Source organism: Streptomyces capparidis (genome assembly GCF_054782095.1).
Genome location: NZ_BAAGTD010000021.1, coordinates 18,380 through 39,136 on the forward strand (window position 1 = coordinate 18,380; position 20,757 = coordinate 39,136).

The 20,757-nt window shown below is 69.5% G+C and carries 14 protein-coding genes, 1 tRNA gene and 1 pseudogene; 8 read left to right on the top strand and 8 right to left on the bottom strand.

Features of this window, described 5'->3' with window-relative positions; genetic code table 11:
• Positions 1–23: 23 nt before the first annotated feature.
• Together ACYVO2_RS18405 and ACYVO2_RS18410 are read right to left on the bottom strand one after the other, a co-directional pair.
• Positions 24–218: a hypothetical protein gene (locus tag ACYVO2_RS18405; protein WP_461009040.1), complete on the bottom strand. Its 195-nt coding sequence runs from the start codon at positions 216–218 to the stop codon at positions 24–26.
• Between the two features lie 18 nt (positions 219–236).
• Positions 237–430, bottom strand: a pseudogene (locus ACYVO2_RS18410) (transcriptional regulator); the annotation flags it as partial.
• A 316-nt stretch (positions 431–746) separates the two neighbouring features.
• Here ACYVO2_RS18410 and ACYVO2_RS18415 point away from each other — a divergent pair.
• Entirely contained in the window at positions 747–992 is a 246-nt protein-coding gene (locus tag ACYVO2_RS18415; RefSeq protein ID WP_461008949.1) for an ATP-binding protein, read from the top strand.
• A 76-nt stretch (positions 993–1,068) separates the two neighbouring features.
• Here the strand turns inward: ACYVO2_RS18415 and ACYVO2_RS18420 are convergent, their stop codons facing one another.
• The 5 genes from ACYVO2_RS18420 to ACYVO2_RS18440 form a co-directional block, all read right to left on the bottom strand.
• Positions 1,069–4,221: a type I restriction endonuclease subunit R gene (locus ACYVO2_RS18420; RefSeq protein WP_461008950.1), complete on the bottom strand. Its 3,153-nt coding sequence runs from the start codon at positions 4,219–4,221 to the stop codon at positions 1,069–1,071.
• Positions 4,222–4,229: 8 nt separating this feature from the next.
• Positions 4,230–4,394, bottom strand: coding sequence for a hypothetical protein (locus tag ACYVO2_RS18425; protein ID WP_461008951.1), 165 nt, complete (start codon positions 4,392–4,394; stop codon positions 4,230–4,232).
• Positions 4,395–4,516: 122 nt separating this feature from the next.
• Positions 4,517–5,737, bottom strand: a complete 1,221-nt coding sequence (locus ACYVO2_RS18430) for a restriction endonuclease subunit S (RefSeq protein ID WP_461008952.1) — start codon at positions 5,735–5,737, stop codon at positions 4,517–4,519.
• Positions 5,734–7,800: a type I restriction-modification system subunit M gene (locus ACYVO2_RS18435; protein ID WP_461008953.1), complete on the bottom strand. Its 2,067-nt coding sequence runs from the start codon at positions 7,798–7,800 to the stop codon at positions 5,734–5,736. The genes ACYVO2_RS18430 and ACYVO2_RS18435 overlap by 4 nt, the downstream gene beginning before the upstream one ends.
• A 78-nt stretch (positions 7,801–7,878) precedes the next feature.
• Positions 7,879–9,999 carry an N-6 DNA methylase gene (locus tag ACYVO2_RS18440; RefSeq protein ID WP_461008954.1) on the bottom strand — a complete coding sequence of 707 codons (2,121 nt, stop codon included), beginning with the start codon at positions 9,997–9,999 and terminating at the stop codon, positions 7,879–7,881.
• A gap of 192 nt (positions 10,000–10,191) precedes the next feature.
• Between ACYVO2_RS18440 and ACYVO2_RS18445 the strand changes: the two genes are divergently transcribed.
• Complete coding sequence (locus ACYVO2_RS18445; protein ID WP_461008955.1) at positions 10,192–11,886, top strand: TIGR04141 family sporadically distributed protein; 1,695 nt, start codon at positions 10,192–10,194, stop codon at positions 11,884–11,886.
• Positions 11,887–12,185: 299 nt separating this feature from the next.
• On the opposite strand, the gene ACYVO2_RS18450 is transcribed toward ACYVO2_RS18445, so the two are convergent.
• Positions 12,186–12,257 (bottom strand) — tRNA-Arg (locus ACYVO2_RS18450).
• A 171-nt stretch (positions 12,258–12,428) separates the two neighbouring features.
• On the opposite strand from ACYVO2_RS18450, the gene ACYVO2_RS18455 reads away from it, so the two are divergent.
• The 6 genes from ACYVO2_RS18455 (at position 12,429) to thrB (ending at position 20,102) form a co-directional block, all read left to right on the top strand.
• Entirely contained in the window at positions 12,429–12,794 is a 366-nt protein-coding gene (locus ACYVO2_RS18455) for a response regulator (RefSeq protein ID WP_461008956.1), read from the top strand.
• 96 nt (positions 12,795–12,890) lie between these two features.
• The gene (gene argS / locus ACYVO2_RS18460; RefSeq protein WP_461008957.1) at positions 12,891–14,552 is read left to right on the top strand and encodes an arginine--tRNA ligase; all 1,662 of its coding nucleotides are present in this window, start codon (positions 12,891–12,893) and stop codon (positions 14,550–14,552) included.
• Positions 14,553–14,663: 111 nt separating this feature from the next.
• Positions 14,664–16,052: a diaminopimelate decarboxylase gene (gene lysA / locus ACYVO2_RS18465; protein WP_461008958.1), complete on the top strand. Its 1,389-nt coding sequence runs from the start codon at positions 14,664–14,666 to the stop codon at positions 16,050–16,052.
• Positions 16,053–16,147: 95 nt separating this feature from the next.
• Complete coding sequence (locus tag ACYVO2_RS18470) at positions 16,148–17,440, top strand: homoserine dehydrogenase (RefSeq protein ID WP_461008959.1); 1,293 nt, start codon at positions 16,148–16,150, stop codon at positions 17,438–17,440.
• 219 nt (positions 17,441–17,659) lie between these two features.
• Positions 17,660–18,751 (top strand): threonine synthase, encoded by a 1,092-nt coding sequence (gene thrC / locus ACYVO2_RS18475; protein WP_461008960.1) that lies wholly within the window; start codon positions 17,660–17,662, stop codon positions 18,749–18,751.
• 433 nt (positions 18,752–19,184) lie between these two features.
• Positions 19,185–20,102 (top strand): homoserine kinase, encoded by a 918-nt coding sequence (gene thrB / locus ACYVO2_RS18480; protein ID WP_461008961.1) that lies wholly within the window; start codon positions 19,185–19,187, stop codon positions 20,100–20,102.
• Positions 20,103–20,757 lie beyond the last annotated feature (655 nt).

Here is a 20,757-nt window from a genome sequence, read left to right on the forward strand (position 1 = left end):
GCCCCCGCCGTGCTGCTGCCTCATCAGTCGATTGCTGTACACGGTACCGACTGGCGGAGGCGTGCGCGGCGGGTCCTAAGCAGGTGGTCGGCCTTGCCCGCCTTGATGTCGGTGATGAGGGTGCGCAGGGCTTCGAGGGAGTCGGCGATGTAGTGGTCCTCATCGTGCTCACGCACAAGCCTTGGGCGTGTCACTCCAACTCGGCAATGTCCACGAATGTCACGGTATTCCTCCTACCACCCGCTCGTGTGGTCGCCGCACATAGCGACCAGCGCATCCACCAGGGCTTGGTCCGTGCACTCATACCGGAAGGCAATGCGCCGGACGTGCTCGGGGCTGACACCGTGGACAGTCCCGCCCCTTCCCGCAGTTTGCGAAGCTCGGCGCCCGACCGCTGCTGGCGTCCGGTCGGATTGCTCACGGGCGGCATGCGTTCCCTCTCGTCGTGTGCGGCCCAGTCCGCCGTGGCGCGAAGTTCGTTCCAACGGGCGCTCAGGACTGGGTAGCACATGTGCCCCCAGCGGATCTACTCTGCGTATTGCGCACACTACACATAGCGAAGCCGGAAGGGTGGCGCGCGAGCGTGCCCGGCGCCCTGGGACGGGTGTGCTCGCGACCAGGGCGGTAGGCCGCCGGCGATCCCCGATCCCTCATAAAGCCGTGGAGTTCGCCATGCGCGACATCCTCCTCGTACCCGTCCACTGGCGCTTCCCTGCCCACCTCACCTCTGCGACGACCTCGGCCTGTTGACCTCCGAGCTGGTCACCAACGCGATCCGCCACGGCGCTTGCCGGGAGGACGAGGAACTGATCGAACTCGTCCTGTGGCCCGCCGACGGACACTACTGGCCCGCCGTTTCCGACCTGAGTACCGACAAACCGGCACTGGCTCACCCGGAGACGGACTCCGAGAGCGGTCGGGGGCTCATCCTCGTTGACAGCCTTGTCACCGCCTGGGCCGTTCGAACCCGCCCACGCGAGGAACGTCCGTGATCGCGGGCCTCTCGTTCCACCACGGAGGCTGACCTGGCGTAGCGGTCGGTAGGGAGGGGACGGAAGGCCAGGCAGGTCAGGTCGTCTCGTCGTCGATGTTCTCCTCCCGGCGGATCATCCGCCAAGCCGCCCGGCGCGCACTCTGGTTGAGCGACTGCTTGAAGCTGTCGTCGTGGCTGAAGTACTGCCGTCCCATGTCCGCGATGGTGTCGATGTGCTCGGCCATCTTGTCCTCGAAAACCTCGTCGAAGACGAGCCCGAAGTTCTCCTCGTCGTTGACCGCGGCCGCGCGGACCTTCGGGTCAGCCTTCGCCTCCGAGAACGGCGTGATCACGTCCTGCTCGGTGAAGTCGGTGCCGAACTTGTCGTTGAACCTCTCGATCAGCTCCGACAGCAGCGACTTCTCCTGCTCCTTGGCGCCGCCCGAGCCCTCACCGAAGCCGCGCAGCTCCGCCGGCCCCTCTGAGGTCAGCGCGAGGTCGTGCTCGCCGGTCTTCTGGATGCGCAAGTGACTGAGGTCGACGTCCCCTATGTCCACGCCGCCGTCCCCGCGTCGCGGAAGACGGTTGAGCAGGTGGCGGCCGTAGAGATAGAGGCATTCGAGGTCGGCGTCGTGGTAGGGCACGATCTGCGAGAGGAAGCCGTACTTCCGCACGTAGTCGTTGAGGTCCGCGCGGAACTGCTCAGCGGCTGCGCGTGCATCCTGGTCCGGGTCGCCCGCCTCGTCCTTGCGGTCCAGCAGCTCGGTGAACCGTTCGACGGCGGGGCCGAGATGCCGGTACAGCTCGGCGTGCAGCTTCTCCCAGCGGGCCACCGAGCCCGCCGCCTTCTCCTCGGCTGCCAGATAGGCATCGGCGAATTCCCGCATCTCGTCCTCGACGAGGATGTCGGGCTGCATGACCCGGCTCTGTGCCGTGTAGAGGAGGTTGGGGTCGGAGGGGAGGGTGTTCGCCTCCTCGAAGTACGGGCGAAAGGACTCCTTGATGTCCTCGGCGTCGTTGACGAAGTCCAGTACGGCCAGGTCCGCCTGTGACTTGCGGTCGGCGGTGCGGTTCAGGCGGGAGAGGGTCTGTACGGCGTTGATGCCCGCGAGCTTCTTGTTCACGTACATCGTGGTGAGGAGAGGCTGGTCGAAGCCGGTCTGGTACTTTTCGGCGACGACCAGGATCCGGTACTCGCGCTGCGTCGCCTTCCCACCGGTGCGCACCGCCTTGTCGTCCTTGCGCGTGTATGCGAACGCCTTCGGCAGAGCGGACTCGGGCAGGCCACCGTTCTCCTTCGGCTCGGTCGTCTCCTCGCCGTCGTACGTGAGGCTGCCGGAGAACGCGACCAGGACGCCGGGGTCGGCGTATGCCTGGTCGTCGACGTACTTCCTGATCGCGCGGGTCATCTGCACGGCGCTGTGTCGGGAGGCCGTCACCACCATGGCCTTGGCACGCCCGCCGAGCCGGCCGGCGGTGTGCGTGCGGAAATGCTCGACGATCACCTGCGCCTGCTGTGCCACGGTGGAGTCGTGCGTGAGGGCGTACCGGGCGAGCAGCGCATTGGCCTTGGACGGGTCCACCTCGCGCTCGTCCGGGTTCTTGTTCACCAGCTTCCAATACGTGTTGTACGTGACGTAGTTGCGCAGGGGGTCGAGGATGAAGCCTTCCTCGATGGCCTGGCGCATCGAGTACGTGTGGAAGGGGACGTACGTCGGCTTGCCGTTGACGCTTTCCAGGGTGCCGAAGAGCTCGAGCGTCTTGGCCTTGGGCGTGGCGGTGAACGCGAAGTAGGACAGGTTCGCGGCCTTGCTGCGCTGGGCGGCCTTACGGATGAGCTTGGCATCGGTGGTGGTGGCCGCCGGCGCCTCGGTCGCTCCGGCCTCGTCCGAGTCGGAGTCCAGGCCCAAGTCACGCAGTGCCGCGCGGACGGCGGTCGCCGCGTCGCCGGACTGCGAGGAGTGGGCCTCGTCCACGATGATCGCGAAGTTGTGGCCCTGAATCTCGGTGGGGTTGCGGCGCAGGTAGTCGATGAGGGCCGGGAAGGTGTGCAGCGTGACCGTGATGATTTTCCCGGTCTCCCGGGACAGCGCCTTGGCGAGCTGGTCGGATTTCGCGCCGTGCTTCTCGTCGATCTTCACGACCAGACCAGCGGTCTTCTCGAAACTGCCGACGGTCTCGCGGAGCTGGGCGTCAAGATTGCGGCGGTCGGTGATGATCACGACCTTGTCGAATACGGGCGCGCCCGGCTTGAGCCCGGCGGCCAGTGCCTCGGGGGCGATCTCGGCGGGGTCGGTGGGGGTGTGCAGCGACGAGAGGCGGTGCGCCAGCCACCCGATGGTGTTCGACTTGCCCGAGCCGGCGGAGGCCATGCCGAGGTAGTTGTGACCGGCACCGTGGCGGGCCGCGTGGTCGGTGAGTTTCTTGACGATGTCCCACTGGTGGTAGCGCGGGAAGATCAGCTTCTTCCGCGTCCGCCCGTCCGGGCCCTTCTCCTTGCTGAGGTGCACGAACCGCTCGATCAGGTCCAGCCAGGTGTCCCGCTCCCAAATCTGCTCCCACAGGTACGAGGTCGCGTACGTCCCGGGGACGGTGGGCGCCGGATTCCCCGCGCCACCGGGCTTCCCCGGGCCCGCCGACCCGGTGTTGAACGGCAGGAACCGCGTCGGCTTGCCCCGTAGCTCTGGTGCCACGAACACCAGGTCCGTGTCGATGGCGAAGTTCGCGATCACGCGCCGCGCGAAGATCAGCTCGGTGGGGTCGCGGTCCGTGCGGTACTGCTCCTTGGCGGCCTCCACGCCCTGGCGCGTGAGGGCGTTCTTCAACTCGGCGGTCGCCAGCGGGATCCCGTTGAGGAAGAGAGTGAGATCGAGACGCTTGCCCTTGTCCGCCTGCTTGGCCGCGTACTCCAGCTCTTTGACGAAGGTGAGCCGGTTCGCCCGATAGTCGTCCAGGACGGCGTCCGAGGCGACGAGCGAGGGCTTGAAGTAGGCGAGCCTGATCAGGACGCCGTGGTCTTTCACGCCCTTGCGGAGCAGGTCCAGCACACCGTCCGTCGCGATCGCCTGGTCCACGCGCTTGGCGAACCCGGCCTGGGCGGTGTTGGGGTCCCCGCCGTAGAGGGCGATCAGTTCGGCCCATTCGTCGGCTTGGGTCTTGCCGATGAATTCGAAGAGCTGGGCTGTGTCCAGGCCGAGGTGAGGCTGGTAGTGCGACCGGTTTCCTTCACTCCAACCGCGCTCCATCATGGCGGTGACTATGGCGTTCCCGAATGCTGCTTCGTCGTGGACGGGCATGAGCGGATATTCTCCCGCTTTCCGGTGACCAGATAGGTGATGTAGTGGCAGAGCTTGTCGAAGGGCGGGGAGTTGACGCGGGCAAGGTCGAGATCGATGACGTCAGAAAGGGCTGCTTGGTCCACACGCGGGCGGTATCGCACACCGTCGCGCACGCTGAGCGACGGATTTGTAGGTCACGACGTGGACACGGGTGATGAGTGGCAGTGGGCGGCAAGGTGCGGCGGGGCTCATGGCGCGATCATTCCTAGATCCCTCGTCCGCTGGCGGTGGACACGTCGATCTGGCCGGTGACGGCGGCGGTGATCAGGGCTTGGCGGCGCTCGGCGAGAACCGATTTTTGACGTTCGAGTTTTTTTCTCAGAGCCCTCGTGGAGCTCTGAATGCTGGCAATTTCTCGGACCATGTGTTTCCGCTCCTGCAAGTCCGACGGCCAAGTCAGGGAAAAGTTCCCTAGGTCTTCCATGCCGAGTGTTGGCTGGGCGGTGTCTGTGCTCGTCGCGACTAGAGCCTGCTTGTGAAAGGAGCTCGAATCGAGCCAGGCTTTTACGAGTTGCACTTCCACATCAGGCCTGAAACGCATCGAACACACGGCTCGCGCGATGTTCGCGCCAGCCAAACTTGCGGGGGCAATCGCTGCACGTCCGAGTGTTCCCACAACGCTCATCAGTAGATCGCCGGGCCGGACAACGCTTCTGGCGTATTGTGCTGACAATTCGCTCGGAATATTGCGCAACCCATCGGCCCGTCCTTCCAAGTCTAGGAGGTCATTGACCCGGATGAACGGGACGCCCTCATCTGTAAATACCGGAACCAGGACGCCGTAGCGCGGGCGCACGGAGAATAGATACTTGAGCCGCGTCCGGGCGCCGGATCGCGCCTCTCGGAATGAAAGGTCTAGCATGGCCCGTTCGCGCTCTGCGAGGAGGTTTAGTTGCGCGGACCGAGACGCGTTCAAAGCGTCGATGCGGGAGGTCTCGGCGTCGAGAAAGTCGGCGATGCGGCACTGCTCTTCCAGTGGCGGTAGATTCACTGGCAGGTCGCGTAGGAAGGAATCCGGTACACGTTGCTGTCCTGCAACGCCGTACATCTCAGCCTCCCCCTTTTTGAGGAAGCTGTGCGTATTCACTACGTACAGAAGGAACCGGGGGTCAATGAGCGGCCCAGGGCGGAGCACGTGAAGCTCCGTACTCCCCGTGCCCACGCCTTGATGGAGACCGTGAACTAGCACAGCCCGTCCAGCCTCAAATGTGGGCGTGATCTTCGGCACAAGTACGTCGTCGTTCTGAAAGCGGGTATAGCCAGTGGCAACCGATTTTTTGGTCCGGCGTCGTGAGATGTCTAGTCTTTCTCCCGGCCATACAGCTTCCATGGGGAGGAAAGTGAGCTCCGCATCGTTCGGCAGGCGATCGAAGGCCGGCGTCAATGGATTGACGTCAGCAAGGTGACGCAGACGCACGGTGCTCATTCCGCCACCTCCCCAAGCAGCGCCTGGATCTCCGCCTCGAGCTCCTTCAGCTCCGCGTCGATTTCCGCCAACGGCCGCGGCGGCTTGTATACGTAGAAATGCCGCGTGAACGGGATTTCGTAGCCGATCTTCGTCTTGCTGTGGTCGATCCACGCGTCCGGGACATGCGGCAAAACCTCCCGCCGCAGGTACTCCTCCACGTCCTCGTCCAGCGGCACGTTTTCGTAGTCCCGCAGCTCCGGATCCGGTTCCGGATGGCCCTTGATGCGCTGGACCTCACCCTCCGGGTCACGGACGCCGAGCGCCTCCCGTAGCGCCTTGCTGAAAGGCGCACCCGTCGGCCACAGCAGGCCGGCCGCGACGACCGCGTCCTTGAGGTCGATCCACGCGTCGGACTTCGTCGTCCAGGACTTGCCGACCAGCGGGCGCAGTGCCGCTGCGAATGCCTCGGCGTCCGTGGCCCGTGTGATCGGCTTCGACGCGGTGATCGCCGTCAGCGTCTCCTCCGTCACCTCGAAGCGGAGCTTCAGCGGCCGCTCGACGGTGATTCGGCGATAACCGAAGTCCTCGTTGCGGAAGACCTTGATCTTTCCGGCCCGGTCGGCCAGGTCGTGGCCGCCGCCCTTTTCCGCTGCGTCGAGTACCGCCAGCGCCTCAGTGTAGAGCCGCGTGATCTCGGAGATGTGCTGCTCGCCCAGCTCCTTGCGCTTGTCGCCGAGTGACTTCCGCATCTTGCGCCAGTAGTCGCGCGCGTCCAGCAGGACGACCTTGCCGCGCCGGTCCCTGGCCTTGCGGTTGCTGAGCACCCAGAAGTACGTGGAAATGCCAGTGTTGTAGAAGAGCTGGTCGGGGAGGGCGACGATGCCCTCCAGCCAGTCGTTCTCCAAGATCCACTGCCGGATCTTGGACTCGCCTGACTCCGCCGCCCCTGTGAACAGCGGTGAGCCGTTGAAGACGATCGCGATCCGGCTGCCGCCCGAACCCGATGGGTCCACCGGCTTCATCTTCGAGATCATGTGCTGGAGGAACAGCAGCGAGCCGTCGTTGATGCGCGGCAGGCCGGCCCCGAACCGTCCGCTCTCACCGAGGCGTTCGTGCTCCTCCTCAACTGCGTTCTTGACTTTCTTCCATTCCACGCCGAACGGTGGGTTGGCCAGCAGGTAGTCGAAGGTGGCGGCGGTGTGGCCGTCGTCGCTGAAGGAGTTGCCGAACTTGATGTTCTCGGGGTCCTGGCCCTTGATCATCATGTCCGACCGGCAGATGGCCCAGGACTCGGGGTTGAGTTCTTGGCCGAAGACCTTGACCGTGGCGTCCGGGTTGAGGGCCGTGATGTGTTCCTCGGCCGCGCTGAGCATGCCGCCGGTCCCGCAGGCCGGGTCCATGACCGTGCGGACGGTGCCCGGCAGGGCCAGCGCGTCGCTGTCCGGCGCGATGAGCAAATTGACCATCAGCCGGATGACTTCCCGGGGCGTGAAGTGCTCACCAGCCGTCTCGTTGGACTGTTCGGCGAAGCGCCGGATCAGCTCCTCGAAGATGTAGCCCATCTGGTGGTTGGAGACGATCTCGACCGGCTTGCCGTCCTCGCCGAGCACTACCTTGCCGTCGGCGTCCGTCTTCACCGGCCGCAGATCGAGGTCGGCGAACCGTCCGACCACCTGGTACAGCAGGTCCGCCGCGTCCAGCCGCTTGATCTGTTGGGCGAACTCGTACCTCTCCAGTACTTCCCGAGCGTTGGGGGAGAAGGCGCCGTAGTACTCGTTGAGGTACTTTGCGGCATGTGCAGGGTCGCCTGCGATGGCCTTCAGCGTGTAGATGCTGGTGTTGTAGAAGCTGTGGCCAGCCGCCTTGCGCAGGAAGCGGTCGGGGTTGATGTCCTGGTCCTTGAAGCGGGCGGCGACCTCCAGCACCTTGTCCTTGGTCGGGGCGAGGACACACTCCAGGCGCCGTAGCACGGTGAACGGCAGGATCACCTTGCCGTAGTCGTGCTGCCGGTAGTCGCCGCGCAGGAGGTCGGCGACCGACCACGCGTGGTTCGCCAGTTCCGTGTGCTTACTGCTGTTCAACGGTGTCCTTCCGGTGTTCGCCATCCCAGCGGGACAGAGACGTCAAGTCTGGTCGTTCGCGGTGCTGCGGCGCACGTTTCAAGCCGATCCGTGACCGTGCGGCAACAGCGCCCCGCCGGTGAGTCCGGTGTTGAGGAGACGTGTGACGTCCTCGGCAGCCTGGTCGGCACGACGGGCGGCAGTACGCAGTTCATGCAGGCGGCGGAAGGCGGCGCCGTAGCGCTGCTGCTCGGCGAGCGGGAGCAAGGGAACGCGTAGTCGCCGGGGGTCCACCCGGATGATGGATGTGCCGGTGGCTGCGGCGTTGACGTTCTGCTCCGCTGCGAGGAACCCGGCGAGGAACCACGGGTCGAGCCGACGCCGATCCGGGCGGAACAGCAGCAGGTGGGGTCCGAGGAGGCAACCTGCCTCGTCCGGCTCGACGACCCGGGCCGCGGCCGTGCGACCCACGCGGAGGATCTCTGTGAGAAGCACGTCACTTGCCTGGATCGAGGGGAGGGCGATGCCGGTGGGAAGATCCGCTTCTGTTCCGGAGGCGGGCCGGTCCTCGAAGACGTCGGCAGCCGTGAGTGCTGCTCGTGCGCCGGGTTCTGTTTCGGGCCGAGGCTGCGGTTGGCCGCTACGGGTCCGGCGGCCCGGGGGCGCGGTGTGGAGCAGACTGAGAGCGCCGCCGCGCAGAAGGTCCGTAACCGTTGCGGTGCGCCAGTCGCGGGGCCGGTCATCGGCTGGCGGCCAGTCGCCGTCGGCGCTGAGGCCGACCAGATCTGTTGCCCCTTTACGGAGTTGGTCGTACAGCTCCGATGCCTGCCGGGCCAGCAGGGCGGGGCGGAGAGCTTGCCGGGAAGCCGTCCGGATGCGGCGGGCCGGGGTCAGGTCGACGGTCTCGTCCAGGAGGTCGGTGACCGGCATGGCGGCGGCGATACCTGGGGCTCCCGTGAAGCCGTCCTGGTCGTCGAGGTAGGGCCGCCACGCCGTGAGCACGGTGTCGTTGACGGCGTCCCAGTCGAGCTCCTGGACTTCGGCGGCGGCATCGACGAGCAGGACCGTACCCGGGGCCTCCGCCTGTGGCCCGGGGCGCTCGAGCACCCACAGGTGCAGGCCGATGTGGAGCGGGGTGGCAGCGCCCTGGGGAAGTGTGACGACCGCGCGGAGGGCTCCGTCGCGTACGAGCTGAGCCCGGATACGCCGGCCGGCGGTGCGCTCCGCGACCGCGGGCGGCATGAGCAGTACGGCACGGCCGCGGGGGGTGAGGTGGGCCAGGCAGTGCTGGACCCAGGCGAGTTCGGGTTCGCCCTTGGGAGGCACGCCGTAGGCCCAGCGTTGGTCGTATGCCAGATCGTCGTGCCCCCAAGCACGGACTCCGTACGGGGGATTGCATAGGACGGCGTCCGCGGTGAGGCTCTTGAAGGCATCGGCACGCAGGCTGTCCCCCACACGTACGGAGATCATCGCCTCGGGGGCGTTCAGCCGGAGCCGCACGGCGGCCTGGGCGACTTGGGCGACTAGCACGTCCTGGCCGTGCAGTGCGGTCGCGCCCGCGGATGCCGCCGCGGCGAGCAGCGACCCCGTACCGCACGCGGGGTCGAGAACGCTCGTGGGGAAGGCACCCGCGCTATCGGTGAGGAGCCGGGCCATGAGGTCGGCCAAGGGGCGCGGCGTGAGGTAGGTGCCGGTGCCCCCCGTGTCCTCCAGCAGCCTTTCGGCCAACACATCCGTCGCAGCCTCGGCGCCATCCATGACGACGCACTGCAACAAGGCCCGAAGCGGCTCGGCCGCTTCGGGGGCGTACGCGACGTCCTCGGTTCCCGGGATGTCCTGGGCTCCGTCGTCCGCAGCTGACCGGACCCATCGCAGCAGTGCGTCGTCACGCAGTTCAGGAAGGGCTTCGCGCTCTCTCCGATCCAGCCGGGCGGCCGCGAGCACCACCGGGAGCAGGCGCATGGCCAGTTCGGCGTCGCCGGAGTGGGTGCGCAGCGCGGTGCGAAGCTGGTCCGCCGGTGTGTCCTGAGGGAGTTGGCCACGGGCGGAGAGCCAGGCGCGTACGGCGTCGAGGTCGTATGTCGGGCTGGTGTCCGTGCCTCCCGCAGGGGCCGGAAAGTCCGGATGCCGACGACGCCAGTTGCTCACCGTGGCGCGGGTGACTCCGGCCAGCCGGGAGATGTCGGCGGCGGTCACGAGGGCACTGGCCTGCTGGTTCATGGGCTCCTGCCGGGTGACGTGAGGGTGTGCGAACTGGACGTCTTCACTCTATACCAATGCCCAACCGATGTAAGCGTTTGACAACGCTTTCAGTTATCGCTCTACTGGTTGTGCTTTCGCTCGGCTGCCCAGCTTCCCCGGCCCTCCCGGGGTCCCCTGCCCACGACACTTCGATGCGAATGGAGCGGCACCATGGCCACCAGCACTTCCGGCACGTCCAAGCGCACCCTGTACCGGCTCACGGGTGTCGCTCCCACGGTCGACGCGATGTTCGACGTCCTCGACCCGGCTCGGCTTGAAGCCGTTGACGCGGAACTGCACTTCCCGGAGGAGCGGTTGGGCGTTCCGGCGCTGCTGGTCACTGGCAGCTTCGAGCAGCCGGTCGCGAGCTGGTGCGGCGAGGTCAATCGCACGACCGGTTGTGAGGGTTCGCGGCCGGTGAACCGGTCGGCCGGGCTGCTGATGCTCGTGGTCGACGGCGAGGTGTACGCCATCGGCTACGACCAGGGCTTCCGCCTGGTTCCCGACCGGGTCAAGGACCGGCGGTTCGGGCTGAGTTTCGTGATCCGCAGGGTGGACCCCGCCCAGATCCGGGACATGGTCTCCCATACGCCGGGCGGTGGCCGGACCGACATCACCCTCGTGCCCGGCGGCGCTCCGGTCTGGAGCCTGGGTGTCCAGGAGCACGCGCAGATCGTGCGGCGGCTGGGCGGTCGGCTGGACGGGATTCAGCTGACGATCGCTAAGGAGGACCGTGCGAAGATCTCCAGCGTTGAGGGCGGTACCGGGCTGCGGATGCGCCTCGGTATCGACGCCGCAGACTTGGTCGCGGACATCCGGGCCATCGCTCGTGTCCTTCGGGACGAGGCCCCGGTTCCAGAACTGGAGTTCGTCGAGCACATCGTCCCTGTCAAGGACGCCGCCCTCGTTACGCGGTTGGAGGAACGGCTCGACGACATGCTGGGCGAGGTACCGGGCGGACGTATCGCGGTCGCCGTCCCGCCCGATCACTGGGACGACTACAGCGTCGCACAGGCCTTCGCCACCAAGGTGCACAGCCCGGAGGCGCGCCTCACCGATGACTTCAGCCTGGAGTACGTCCTTGACCGGGCCCGCGTGCAGAGGGCGGGAACGCGTTTGGCTGCGCTTCGGGACGGCACCGTCACCCTTTACGCGCACACCCGGGCGGAGAAGGCTGACGTCATCTGGACGTCGAGCGTGCTGCGGTGGATCGAGGTGGAGGTGGCGCTCGGGGCCCGCCGGTTCTTCCTGCTGGACGGGCAGTGGTACGAGATCGGTGCGGCGTATCTGGAGGCGATCCGCTCGCAGGTGAAGCGGCTCATCACCGACACGCCCTCGGTCGACCTCCCGGCCTGGGTGCTCGGGGACAAGGAGCGGGACTACAACGAGTCGGTGCCCGACCTGCGGCCCGGGTACGTCTGCTTCGACCGTGACAACGTCCGGACGTCGCTGCACCGGGGCAATGGCGTGGAGATCTGCGATCTGCTGAGCCCGGACGACGTCCTGGTCATGGTGAAGCGGGCCAAGGGCTCCGACGCGCTGAGCCATCTGTTCGGTCAGGCTGTGGTCGCCGTTCAGGCCCTGCTGCACTCGCCGGAGGCGATGGACGGGTTCGCCCGGAAGGTGGCCGCGGCCCGGCCCGGCCGGGTCTTGCCGGAGGGCTTCCGGCCGTCGAGGGTCGTATTCGCGATCCTGCTGAAGAATGGAACCGACCTCACCGTCGACACGTTGTTCCCCTTCTCCCAGATCACCCTCATACAGACGGCCAAGATGCTCGAGGCGTGGGGCGTCGCCGTCGAGGCCATTGGGATCCAGGCCACGGCGGTGCCTCCGAGCCGGGCGGGAATCCGCCACCTGGCCGCGTAGCGTGGGCCTGGGTGCTGCGATTCGGCACACAGGTCGACGCGCCGCCGGTTACCTCGTACCGACGGGATGCGGAGGGCACGCCTCAGCAGCGGTGGTCGTGGCCTACATCGCCAAGTAGGCCGCCAAGGCGCCAGCGAATACGCAGATCACCGCAACCGGCTTCATGTGGGTGCTCCGCTCAGCGGCTCTCCGCCCCGCGCATGGCCCATGTGAAGTGCTTATGCGGGATGGGACATGTTCGGGGACGCACAAGAAAGGCCCCGACCGGCATTTCTGCTGGTCAGGGCCCGGTGCCGAAGTGCCCCCGGCAGGATTCGAACCTGCGCACACGGCTCCGGAGGCCGTTGCTCTATCCCCTGAGCTACGGGGGCGTGTCCTTGCGACGTGCAGAACACTACCAGTTCCGCGGGGGTGCCCGTGTACAGGGTTTTCTGTGCGCGGGCGTACCCCTCACGGGGCCGAAGTGGGCAAAACGCGGACGCACTCACCGGTGCCGCCCTAGGCTCTCCGTTGTGGCTGGGGTGTCCGGTCGGGTCCTTGTGGTGGACGACAGCAAGGTGATCCGGCAGCTGATCAGGGTCAATCTCGAGCTCGAGGGGTTCGAGGTGGTGACCGCGGCGGACGGCGCGGAGTGCCTGGAGATGGTCCAGCACGTCCAGCCGGACGTCGTCACGCTCGATGTCGTCATGCCCAGGCTGGACGGGCTGCGGACGGCGGCGCGGCTGCGCGCCGACCCGCGGACGCGGGATCTGCGCATCGCGATCGTCAGCGCCTGTACGCACCTCGATCTCGAACGGGGGGAGGCCGTCGGAGTGGACGGCTACCTCGGCAAGCCGTTCGAGCCGGTGGAGCTGGTGCGGCTGGTGCGCCGCCTGATGCACATGGAGCAGGCGGAACGTCCGGCGTGACCGGACGGCCGTGACCGGACGGCCCCGCCGGGGCGGGCGTCCCAGCGGGTGAAACCCGTTGGCGGTCGGGCCCCCCGCCTCCCCTACGCTTGACCCGTGACACCCGCAGAGCTCTCCCAGGCAGTCCTGTCCGCCGTCCGCTCCGCCGTCGAGGCCGGCGAGCTGGTCGTTCCCGTGCCCGAGCAGGTGACGGTGGAGCGACCCAAGAACAGGGAGCACGGCGACTACGCGACGAACGCGGCGTTGCAGTTGGCCAAGCCCGCCGGGAAGCCGCCGCGGGAGGTCGCCGGGATCCTGGCGGGCCGCCTCGCCGAGCAGCCGGGCGTGGCCTCGGTGGAGGTCGCGGGCCCGGGGTTCCTCAACATCACGCTCGACGCCGCCTCCCAGGGCGACCTGGCCCGCAGGATCGTCGAGGCCGGGCGGGAGTACGGGCGAGGGCAGTCCGCGAAGGGGCTGCGGATCAACCTGGAGTTCGTCTCCGCCAACCCCACGGGCCCCATCCACATCGGGGGTGTGCGGTGGGCCGCGGTCGGTGACTCGCTGGCGCGGATCCTGCGGGCCTCCGGCGCCGAGGTCACCACCGAGTACTACATCAACGACTTCGGCGTGCAGATCGACAAGTTCGCCGCCACCCTGCTGGCCGTGGCCAACGGCCGGCCGGTGCCCGAGGACGGGTACAAGGGCCAGTACGTCGAGGACATCGCCGCCCGGATCACCGCCGGGCAGCCGGGGCTGCTGGAGCGGCCCGAGGAGGAGCAGCGCACGGTCTTCAGGACCGAGGGCCTGCGGCTGATGGTCGACGAGATCCAGCGGTCGATGCAGGAGTTCGGCACGCACTTCGACGTGTGGTTCTCCGAGAAGAGCCTGCACGAGTCCGGCGCGGTCGAGCGGGCCATCGAGCGGCTGCGGGAGCAGGGGCACGTCTTCGAGAAGGACGGCGCCATCTGGCTGCGCACCACCGACTTCGGCGACGACAAGGACCGGGTGCTGGTCAAGGCGGACGGCGACACCACCTACTTCGCCTCCGACGCCGCCTACTACCTGGACAAGCGGGACCGCGGCAACGAGACGTGCGTCTACATGCTGGGCGCCGACCACCACGGGTACGTCGGGCGGCTGAAGGCGATCGTGGCCTGCGCGGGCGACGACCCCGAGCACCACATCGAGGTGCTCATCGGGCAGTTCGTCAAGATGATGAAGGACGGCGACGAGGTCCGCATGTCCAAGCGGGCCGGCAACATCATCACCATCGACGACGTCGTGGACTGGATCGGCGTGGACGCCGCCAGGTACGCGCTCGCCCGGTCCAGCACGGACTCCACCCTCACCCTCGACATCGACGTCCTCACCAGCCGGAAGAACGACAACCCGGTCTTCTACGTGCAGTACGCGCACACCCGGATGTGCGGGGTGGAGCGGCAGGCCGCGGCGCTGGGCATCGACAAGGGGCCGGCGGAGGGCTTCAAGCCCGAGCTGCTCACCCACGAGCGGGAGAACGAGCTGCTCGGCGCGCTCGCCGAGTTCCCGCGCATCGTCGCCACGGCCGCCGAGCTGCGCGAGCCGCACCGGGTGGCGCGCTACCTGGAGGACCTGGCGGGCCGGTACCACCGCTTCTACGACGCCTGCCGGATCCTGCCGTTCGGCGACGAGGAGGCGACCGACCTGACCCGGGCGCGGATGTGGCTCGCGGCGGCCACCCGCACGGTGGTGGCCAACGGTCTGGAGCTGCTGGGGGTCAGCGCTCCCGAGCGGATGTGACGCGGGGAGCCCAGGGGCGGGGTCGGTGCGGACGAGTAGGGAGAACGTTGCAGTGAATGAGATGTCCGGATTCCGCCCGGTGGCGGGAGCCTTCCCCGGGGCGGTGCGCGCATGAGCCGCTCCGCCCACCCGGCCGGCCCCCGCCACGCCGACGTGCTGCCCGAGGGGCACCTGCTCGCCCCGCCCGCCGACCTCAACGCGCTGGACCCGAAGGTGTGGGCGCGCACCGTCGCCCGCGGCGAGGACGGCGTGGTGCGGGTCGCCGGGCTGGACGTGCGCGAGCTCGCCGAGGAGTTCGGCACGCCCGCGTACATCCTGGACGAGGACGACTTCCGGGCCCGCTGCCGCTCCTGGCACGACGCCTTCGGCGGGGACGCGGATGTCTTCTACGCCGGCAAGGCGTTCCTCAGCCGCGCCGTGGTGCGCTGGGTGCACGAGGAGGGCCTGAACCTCGACGTGTGCTCCGGCGGCGAGCTGGCCACCGCGCTGTCCGCGGGGATGCCGGCCGACCGGATCGCCTTCCACGGCAACAACAAGTCCGTCGCCGAGCTGGAGCGCGCGGTCGCGGCCGGGGTCGGCCGGATCGTCGTCGACTCCTACGTGGAGATCGCCCGGATCGCGGACGCGGCCGCCCGGCACGGGGTGCGGCAGCGGGTGCAGGTGCGGGCGACGGTGGGCGTCGAGGCGCACACCCACGAGTTCATCGCGACCGCGCACGAGGACCAGAAGTTCGGCCTGTCGCTCGGCGGGGCCGTCGAGGAGGCGGTGCGGCGGGTGCTGAAGCTGCCGTCGCTGGAGCTGGTGGGCATCCACTCGCACATCGGCTCGCAGATCTTCGACCTGGCGGGCTTCGAGATCGCCGCGCACCGGGTGGTCGGCCTGCTGCGGCGCATCCGCGAGGAGCACGGCGTCGAGCTGCCGGAGATCGACCTCGGCGGCGGCCTCGGCATCGCCTACACCTCCGACGACGACCCGCGCGAGCCGCACGAGATCGCCAAGACGCTCACCGAGATCGTCACCCGCGAGTGCGAGGCCGCGGGGCTCGCCGTGCCGCGCCTGTCGGTGGAGCCGGGCCGGGCGATCGCCGGGCCGACCGCGTTCACGCTGTACGAGGTGGGCACGGTCAAGCCGCTGAAGGGCCTGCGGACGTACGTCAGCGTGGACGGGGGGATGTCCGACAACATCCGCACCGCGCTGTACGACGCCGCGTACGCGGTGGCGCTGGTCTCCCGGGCCTCGGACGCCCCGCCGATGCTGAGCCGGGTCGTCGGCAAGCACTGCGAGTCCGGGGACATCGTGGTGCGCGACGCGTTCCTGCCCGGGGACCTGGCGCCGGGCGACCTGATCGCCGTGCCGGCCACCGGCGCGTACTGCCGCTCCATGGCCAGCAACTACAACCACGTGCCGCGGCCGCCGGTGGTCGCCGTCCGCGACGGGCGGGCCCGGGTGATCGTGCGGCGGGAGACCGAGGAGGATCTCCTGCGGCTGGACGTCGGATGACGAGATATGAGTCTCAGATCGTGGAACAGGCGTAGATCCATCCGCGTGGTGGACGACACTGGTTCCCGACGAGTGCCGGTGAGAAGCGAGGTCGGATGATGCGTACGCGTCCGCTGAGGGTGGCGCTGCTGGGCTGTGGGGTCGTCGGCTCCGAGGTGGCGCGCCTGATGACGGCGCACGCGGACGACCTCGCCGCCCGCGTCGGCGCCCCCGTGGAGCTCGCCGGCATCGCCGTGCGCAGGCCCGGCCGGGTCCGGGCGGGCGTGCCCGCCGAGCTGATCACCACCGACGCCATGGAGCTGGTCAAACGCGACGACATCGACGTCGTGGTGGAGGTGATCGGCGGCATCGAACCGGCCCGCCAGTTGATCACCACGGCCATGGCGCACGGCGCGTCCGTGGTCAGCGCCAACAAGGCCCTGCTCGCCGAGGACGGCGCCGCCCTGCACGCCGCGGCCGCCGCACACGGCGTGGACCTGTACTACGAGGCCGCCGTCGCCGGGGCGATCCCGCTGCTGCGCCCGCTGCGCGAGTCCCTGGCCGGGGACAAGGTCAACCGGGTCCTCGGCATCGTCAACGGCACCACCAACTTCATCCTGGACCGGATGGACTCCACCGGCGCCGGCTACTCCGACTCCCTGGACGAGGCCACCGCGCTGGGCTACGCCGAGGCCGACCCCACCGCCGACGTGGAGGGCTTCGACGCCGCGGCGAAGGCCGCCATCCTCGCCGGGATCGCCTTCCACACCCGGGTCACGGCCGCCGACGTGCACCGCGAGGGCATCACCGAGGTCACCTCCGCCGACATCGCCAGCGCCAAGCGCATGGGCTGCGTGGTGAAGCTGCTCGCCATCTGCGAGCGCACCGCGGACGGGGAGGCGGTCACCGCCCGGGTGCACCCGGCGATGATCCCGCTCAGCCACCCGCTGGCGTCCGTCCGCGAGGCGTACAACGCGGTGTTCGTGGAGGCGGAGGCCGCGGGCCGGCTGATGTTCTACGGGCCCGGCGCCGGCGGCGCCCCGACCGCGAGCGCCGTGCTCGGCGACCTGGTGGCGGTGTGCCGCAACCGGCTCGGCGGGGCCACGGGCCCGGGTGAGTCGGCGTACGCGCGACTGCCGGTGGGCTCCATGGGCGCGGTCGTCACGCGCTACCACGTCAGCCTGGACGTCGCCGACCGGGCGGGTGTGCTCTCCCAGGTCGCGGCGGTCTTCGCCGAGCACGGGGTGTCCATCGACACGGTGCGGCAGCAGGGCAGGGACGGCGACGCCTCGCTGGTCGTCGTCACCCACCGGGCGCCGGACGCGGCCCTGTCCGCCACCGTGGAGATGCTGCGCAAACTGGACACGGTGCGCGCCGTGGCGAGCATCATGCGAGTCGAGGGGGGCTGACGTGTCCCGAGGGGCCGGCCCTTCCCTCCCGGGGCGGGCCGCCCCCGCGGGACCGACCCGCTCCTGGCCGCCCGACGGCGGCCGGGGGGCGGGCAACGGCGCGGGCGGCGCGACGGCGCGCCGTACCCGGGCAGCGCGCACGGCGCGCACGGCAGAGCACGCGTCGGATCACACACCGTGACCGGCACGGTACACAGGCAGCACCAAAGGGGTAGCGCAATGAACGCCGTCGTCGACAGGCCGAACCGGGCCGCCACCCACCAGTGGCGAGGCGTCATCGAGGAGTACCGCACACGCCTGCCGGTGGACCCGGGCACCCAGGTCGTCACCCTGCTCGAGGGCGGCACGCCGCTGGTCCCCGCGCAGGTGCTCTCCGAGCGCACCGGCTGCGAGGTGTACCTCAAGGTCGAGGGCGCCAACCCGACCGGTTCCTTCAAGGACCGCGGGATGACCATGGCCATCACCCACGCCAAGGCGGCGGGCGCGCAGGCCGTCATCTGCGCCTCCACCGGCAACACCTCGGCGTCGGCCGCCGCCTACGCCGTGCGCGCCGGGATGGTGTGCGCGGTGCTGGTGCCGCAGGGCAAGATCGCGCTGGGCAAGATGGGCCAGGCGCTGGTGCACGGCTCGCGCATCCTCCAGGTGGACGGCAACTTCGACGACTGCCTCACCCTCGCCCGCGGCCTGTCCGAGCACTACCCGGTGGCGCTGGTGAACTCGGTGAACCCCTCCCGCATCGAGGGCCAGAAGACGGCCGCCTTCGAGATCGTGGACGCCCTCGGGGACGCCCCCGACGTCCATGTGCTCCCGGTGGGCAACGCGGGCAACATCACCGCCTACTGGAAGGGCTACCGCGAGTACGCCGCCGACGGCATGGCCGCGCGCACCCCGCGGATGTGGGGCTTCCAGGCGGCCGGCGCCGCCCCCATCGTCCGCGGCGAGCCCGTGACCAGCCCGCAGACCATCGCGACCGCCATCCGCATCGGCAACCCGGCCTCCTGGCAGTCGGCCGAGCGGGCCAGGGACGAGTCCGGCGGCCTCATCGATGCGGTGACAGACCGTCAGATCCTGGCCGCCTACCGGCTGCTGGCCTCCCGCGAGGGCGTGTTCGTCGAGCCCGCCTCGGCCGCGAGCGTGGCCGGGCTGCTCAAGGCCGCGGACGAGGGCCTGGTGGACCGGGGGCAGCGCATCGTGTGCACGGTCACCGGCAACGGCCTGAAGGACCCGGACTGGGCCGTGGCGGGCGCGCCGCAGCCCGTCACCGTCCCGGTGGACGCCGATCTGGCGGCCAAGCAGCTCGGGCTGGTGTGACGGCACCGCGAGGCGGCGGCGCGCTCCGGGGCCCGGCCCCGGGGTGAGCCGCCCCCGCCGGCGAGGGCGCACGCCCGTGCACACGACACGCGGTGTGCGCCGTTCGTGCGCCGTATGTCGCAGCGGAACCTGTCTTCGATAAGCTGGTCCCCATCCGACGGCATATTCCGCCGTCCAGGACCACCCGGCCGGGGTCAGGCTTCCGGGTCACGGACGCCGCTGTCCCACAGTCCGCGCCAGTACGAGGCGCCAGTACGAGGCCCAGTACGGGACTCAGCCGCGAGTCGGCGAGTCGGTACCAGACCGCGCACTGGGCCCTCGAGGCCCCTCCCGGCAGCACGGCAGCACCCAGCATCGCCCGGTGCCCGCGGCGAGGGCAGCCCCGCACCGGGCGGGAGGTTCGGCAGATCCACATCGAGGAGAGTCCCCGCGTATGGCCGGTCCCGCGTTCCGCGCCGCCGCAGTCCGCGTGCGCACGCCCGCGACGAGCGCGAACCTCGGCCCGGGCTTCGACGCCTTCGGGCTGGCGCTCGGCCTGTACGACGACGTGGTGGTCCGCGTCGCCGACTCGGGGCTGCACATCGACATCGCGGGCGAGGGCGCCGACACCCTGCCCCGGGACGACAAGCACCTGATCGTGCGGGCCCTGCGCGCCGCGTTCGACGTCCTGGGCGGCCAGCCCCGCGGCCTGGAGGTGGTGTGCGCCAACCGCATCCCGCACGGGCGCGGCCTCGGCTCGTCCTCGGCCGCGATCTGCGCCGGGATCATCGCGGCCCGCTCGGTCACGATAGGCGGGCCCGAGCGGCTGGACGACGCGGCGCTGCTGGAGCTCGCCACCGAGCTGGAGGGGCACCCCGACAACGTCGCGGCGTGCCTGCTCGGCGGGTTCACCCTGGCCTGGACGGAGAACGGGGCGGCCCGCGCCGTCCGGCTCGACCCCGCCCCGAGCGTGGTCCCCGTGGTGTTCGTCCCCGCGGAGGAGCTCAGGACGGAGACCGCCCGCGGGCTGCTGCCGCGCACCGTCCCGCACGTGGACGCGGCCGTCAACGCCGGGCGGGCCGCGCTGCTGGTCGAGGCGCTCACCCGCCGCCCCGACCTGCTCCTGCCGGCCACGGAGGACCGCCTCCACCAGGATTACCGGGCGCCGGCGATGCCGCGCAGCCTGGAGCTCGTGGCGGCGCTGCGGGCCGAGGGCGTGCCCGCGGTCGTCTCGGGCGCGGGGCCGACCGTGCTGGCGCTGACCGAGGAGGGCGCGGCCGAGAAGGTCGCCCGTCTCGCGGGCGACGGGTGGGCGGCGCACCGCCTCGCGTTCGACCCGGCGGGGGCGTGCGTGCTCCCGCTGGGGGCGTGACCGCCGGGCACGCGCCCGGACGGGGGGACGGGCCGGGGACCGGGTCCTCGGCACCAGCAGGTACCTGCGGTACCACGGAGAAGGGGATCGAGTCGGACGACACAGCAGTCACCGCGACGACCGGGACGACAGTTTCCAGCCGGGTCCCCGCCCAGACCGCGGGCCCGGACGAGGCAGCCGCTACGCGCGGATACCGCCGCCGAGCGGCGGGAACACCGGGCGGCGCGGGGGAGGGTGAGGCCGTGACCAGTGGGTTTGAAAGCACGTCCGGCGCGGGAACGCAAGGCTCCGGGACACGCGCGGGGCCGACCGGGACGTCCGGCGGGCGACACGATTGGGGGTCGGCGAGAGGGGGAATGTTTGTTGGACCCGGTAGTGTTAACCTCATGTCTGCACCAGGCGCCCTGAAAGGCGCGGTGCTCCCTGTCCCGACACCAGGGGGACCCCGGCAGCGGGGGTGACCCGGCCATCGGGACGACGAATCTTCCGGGAACCACCCCACCACCTGTGCTTCACGCCTGAGTGGCCTGGCTGTCCAGTACCGGAACCGGCGCGAGCGCGTCGTCGCCTCGCGTCTCCTGCCTGTCGCTCCACGATCGGCAGGACGTGAATGATCTCTCCGCCGCAGGGCGGACCCCACCGCCCCGGACCCGCA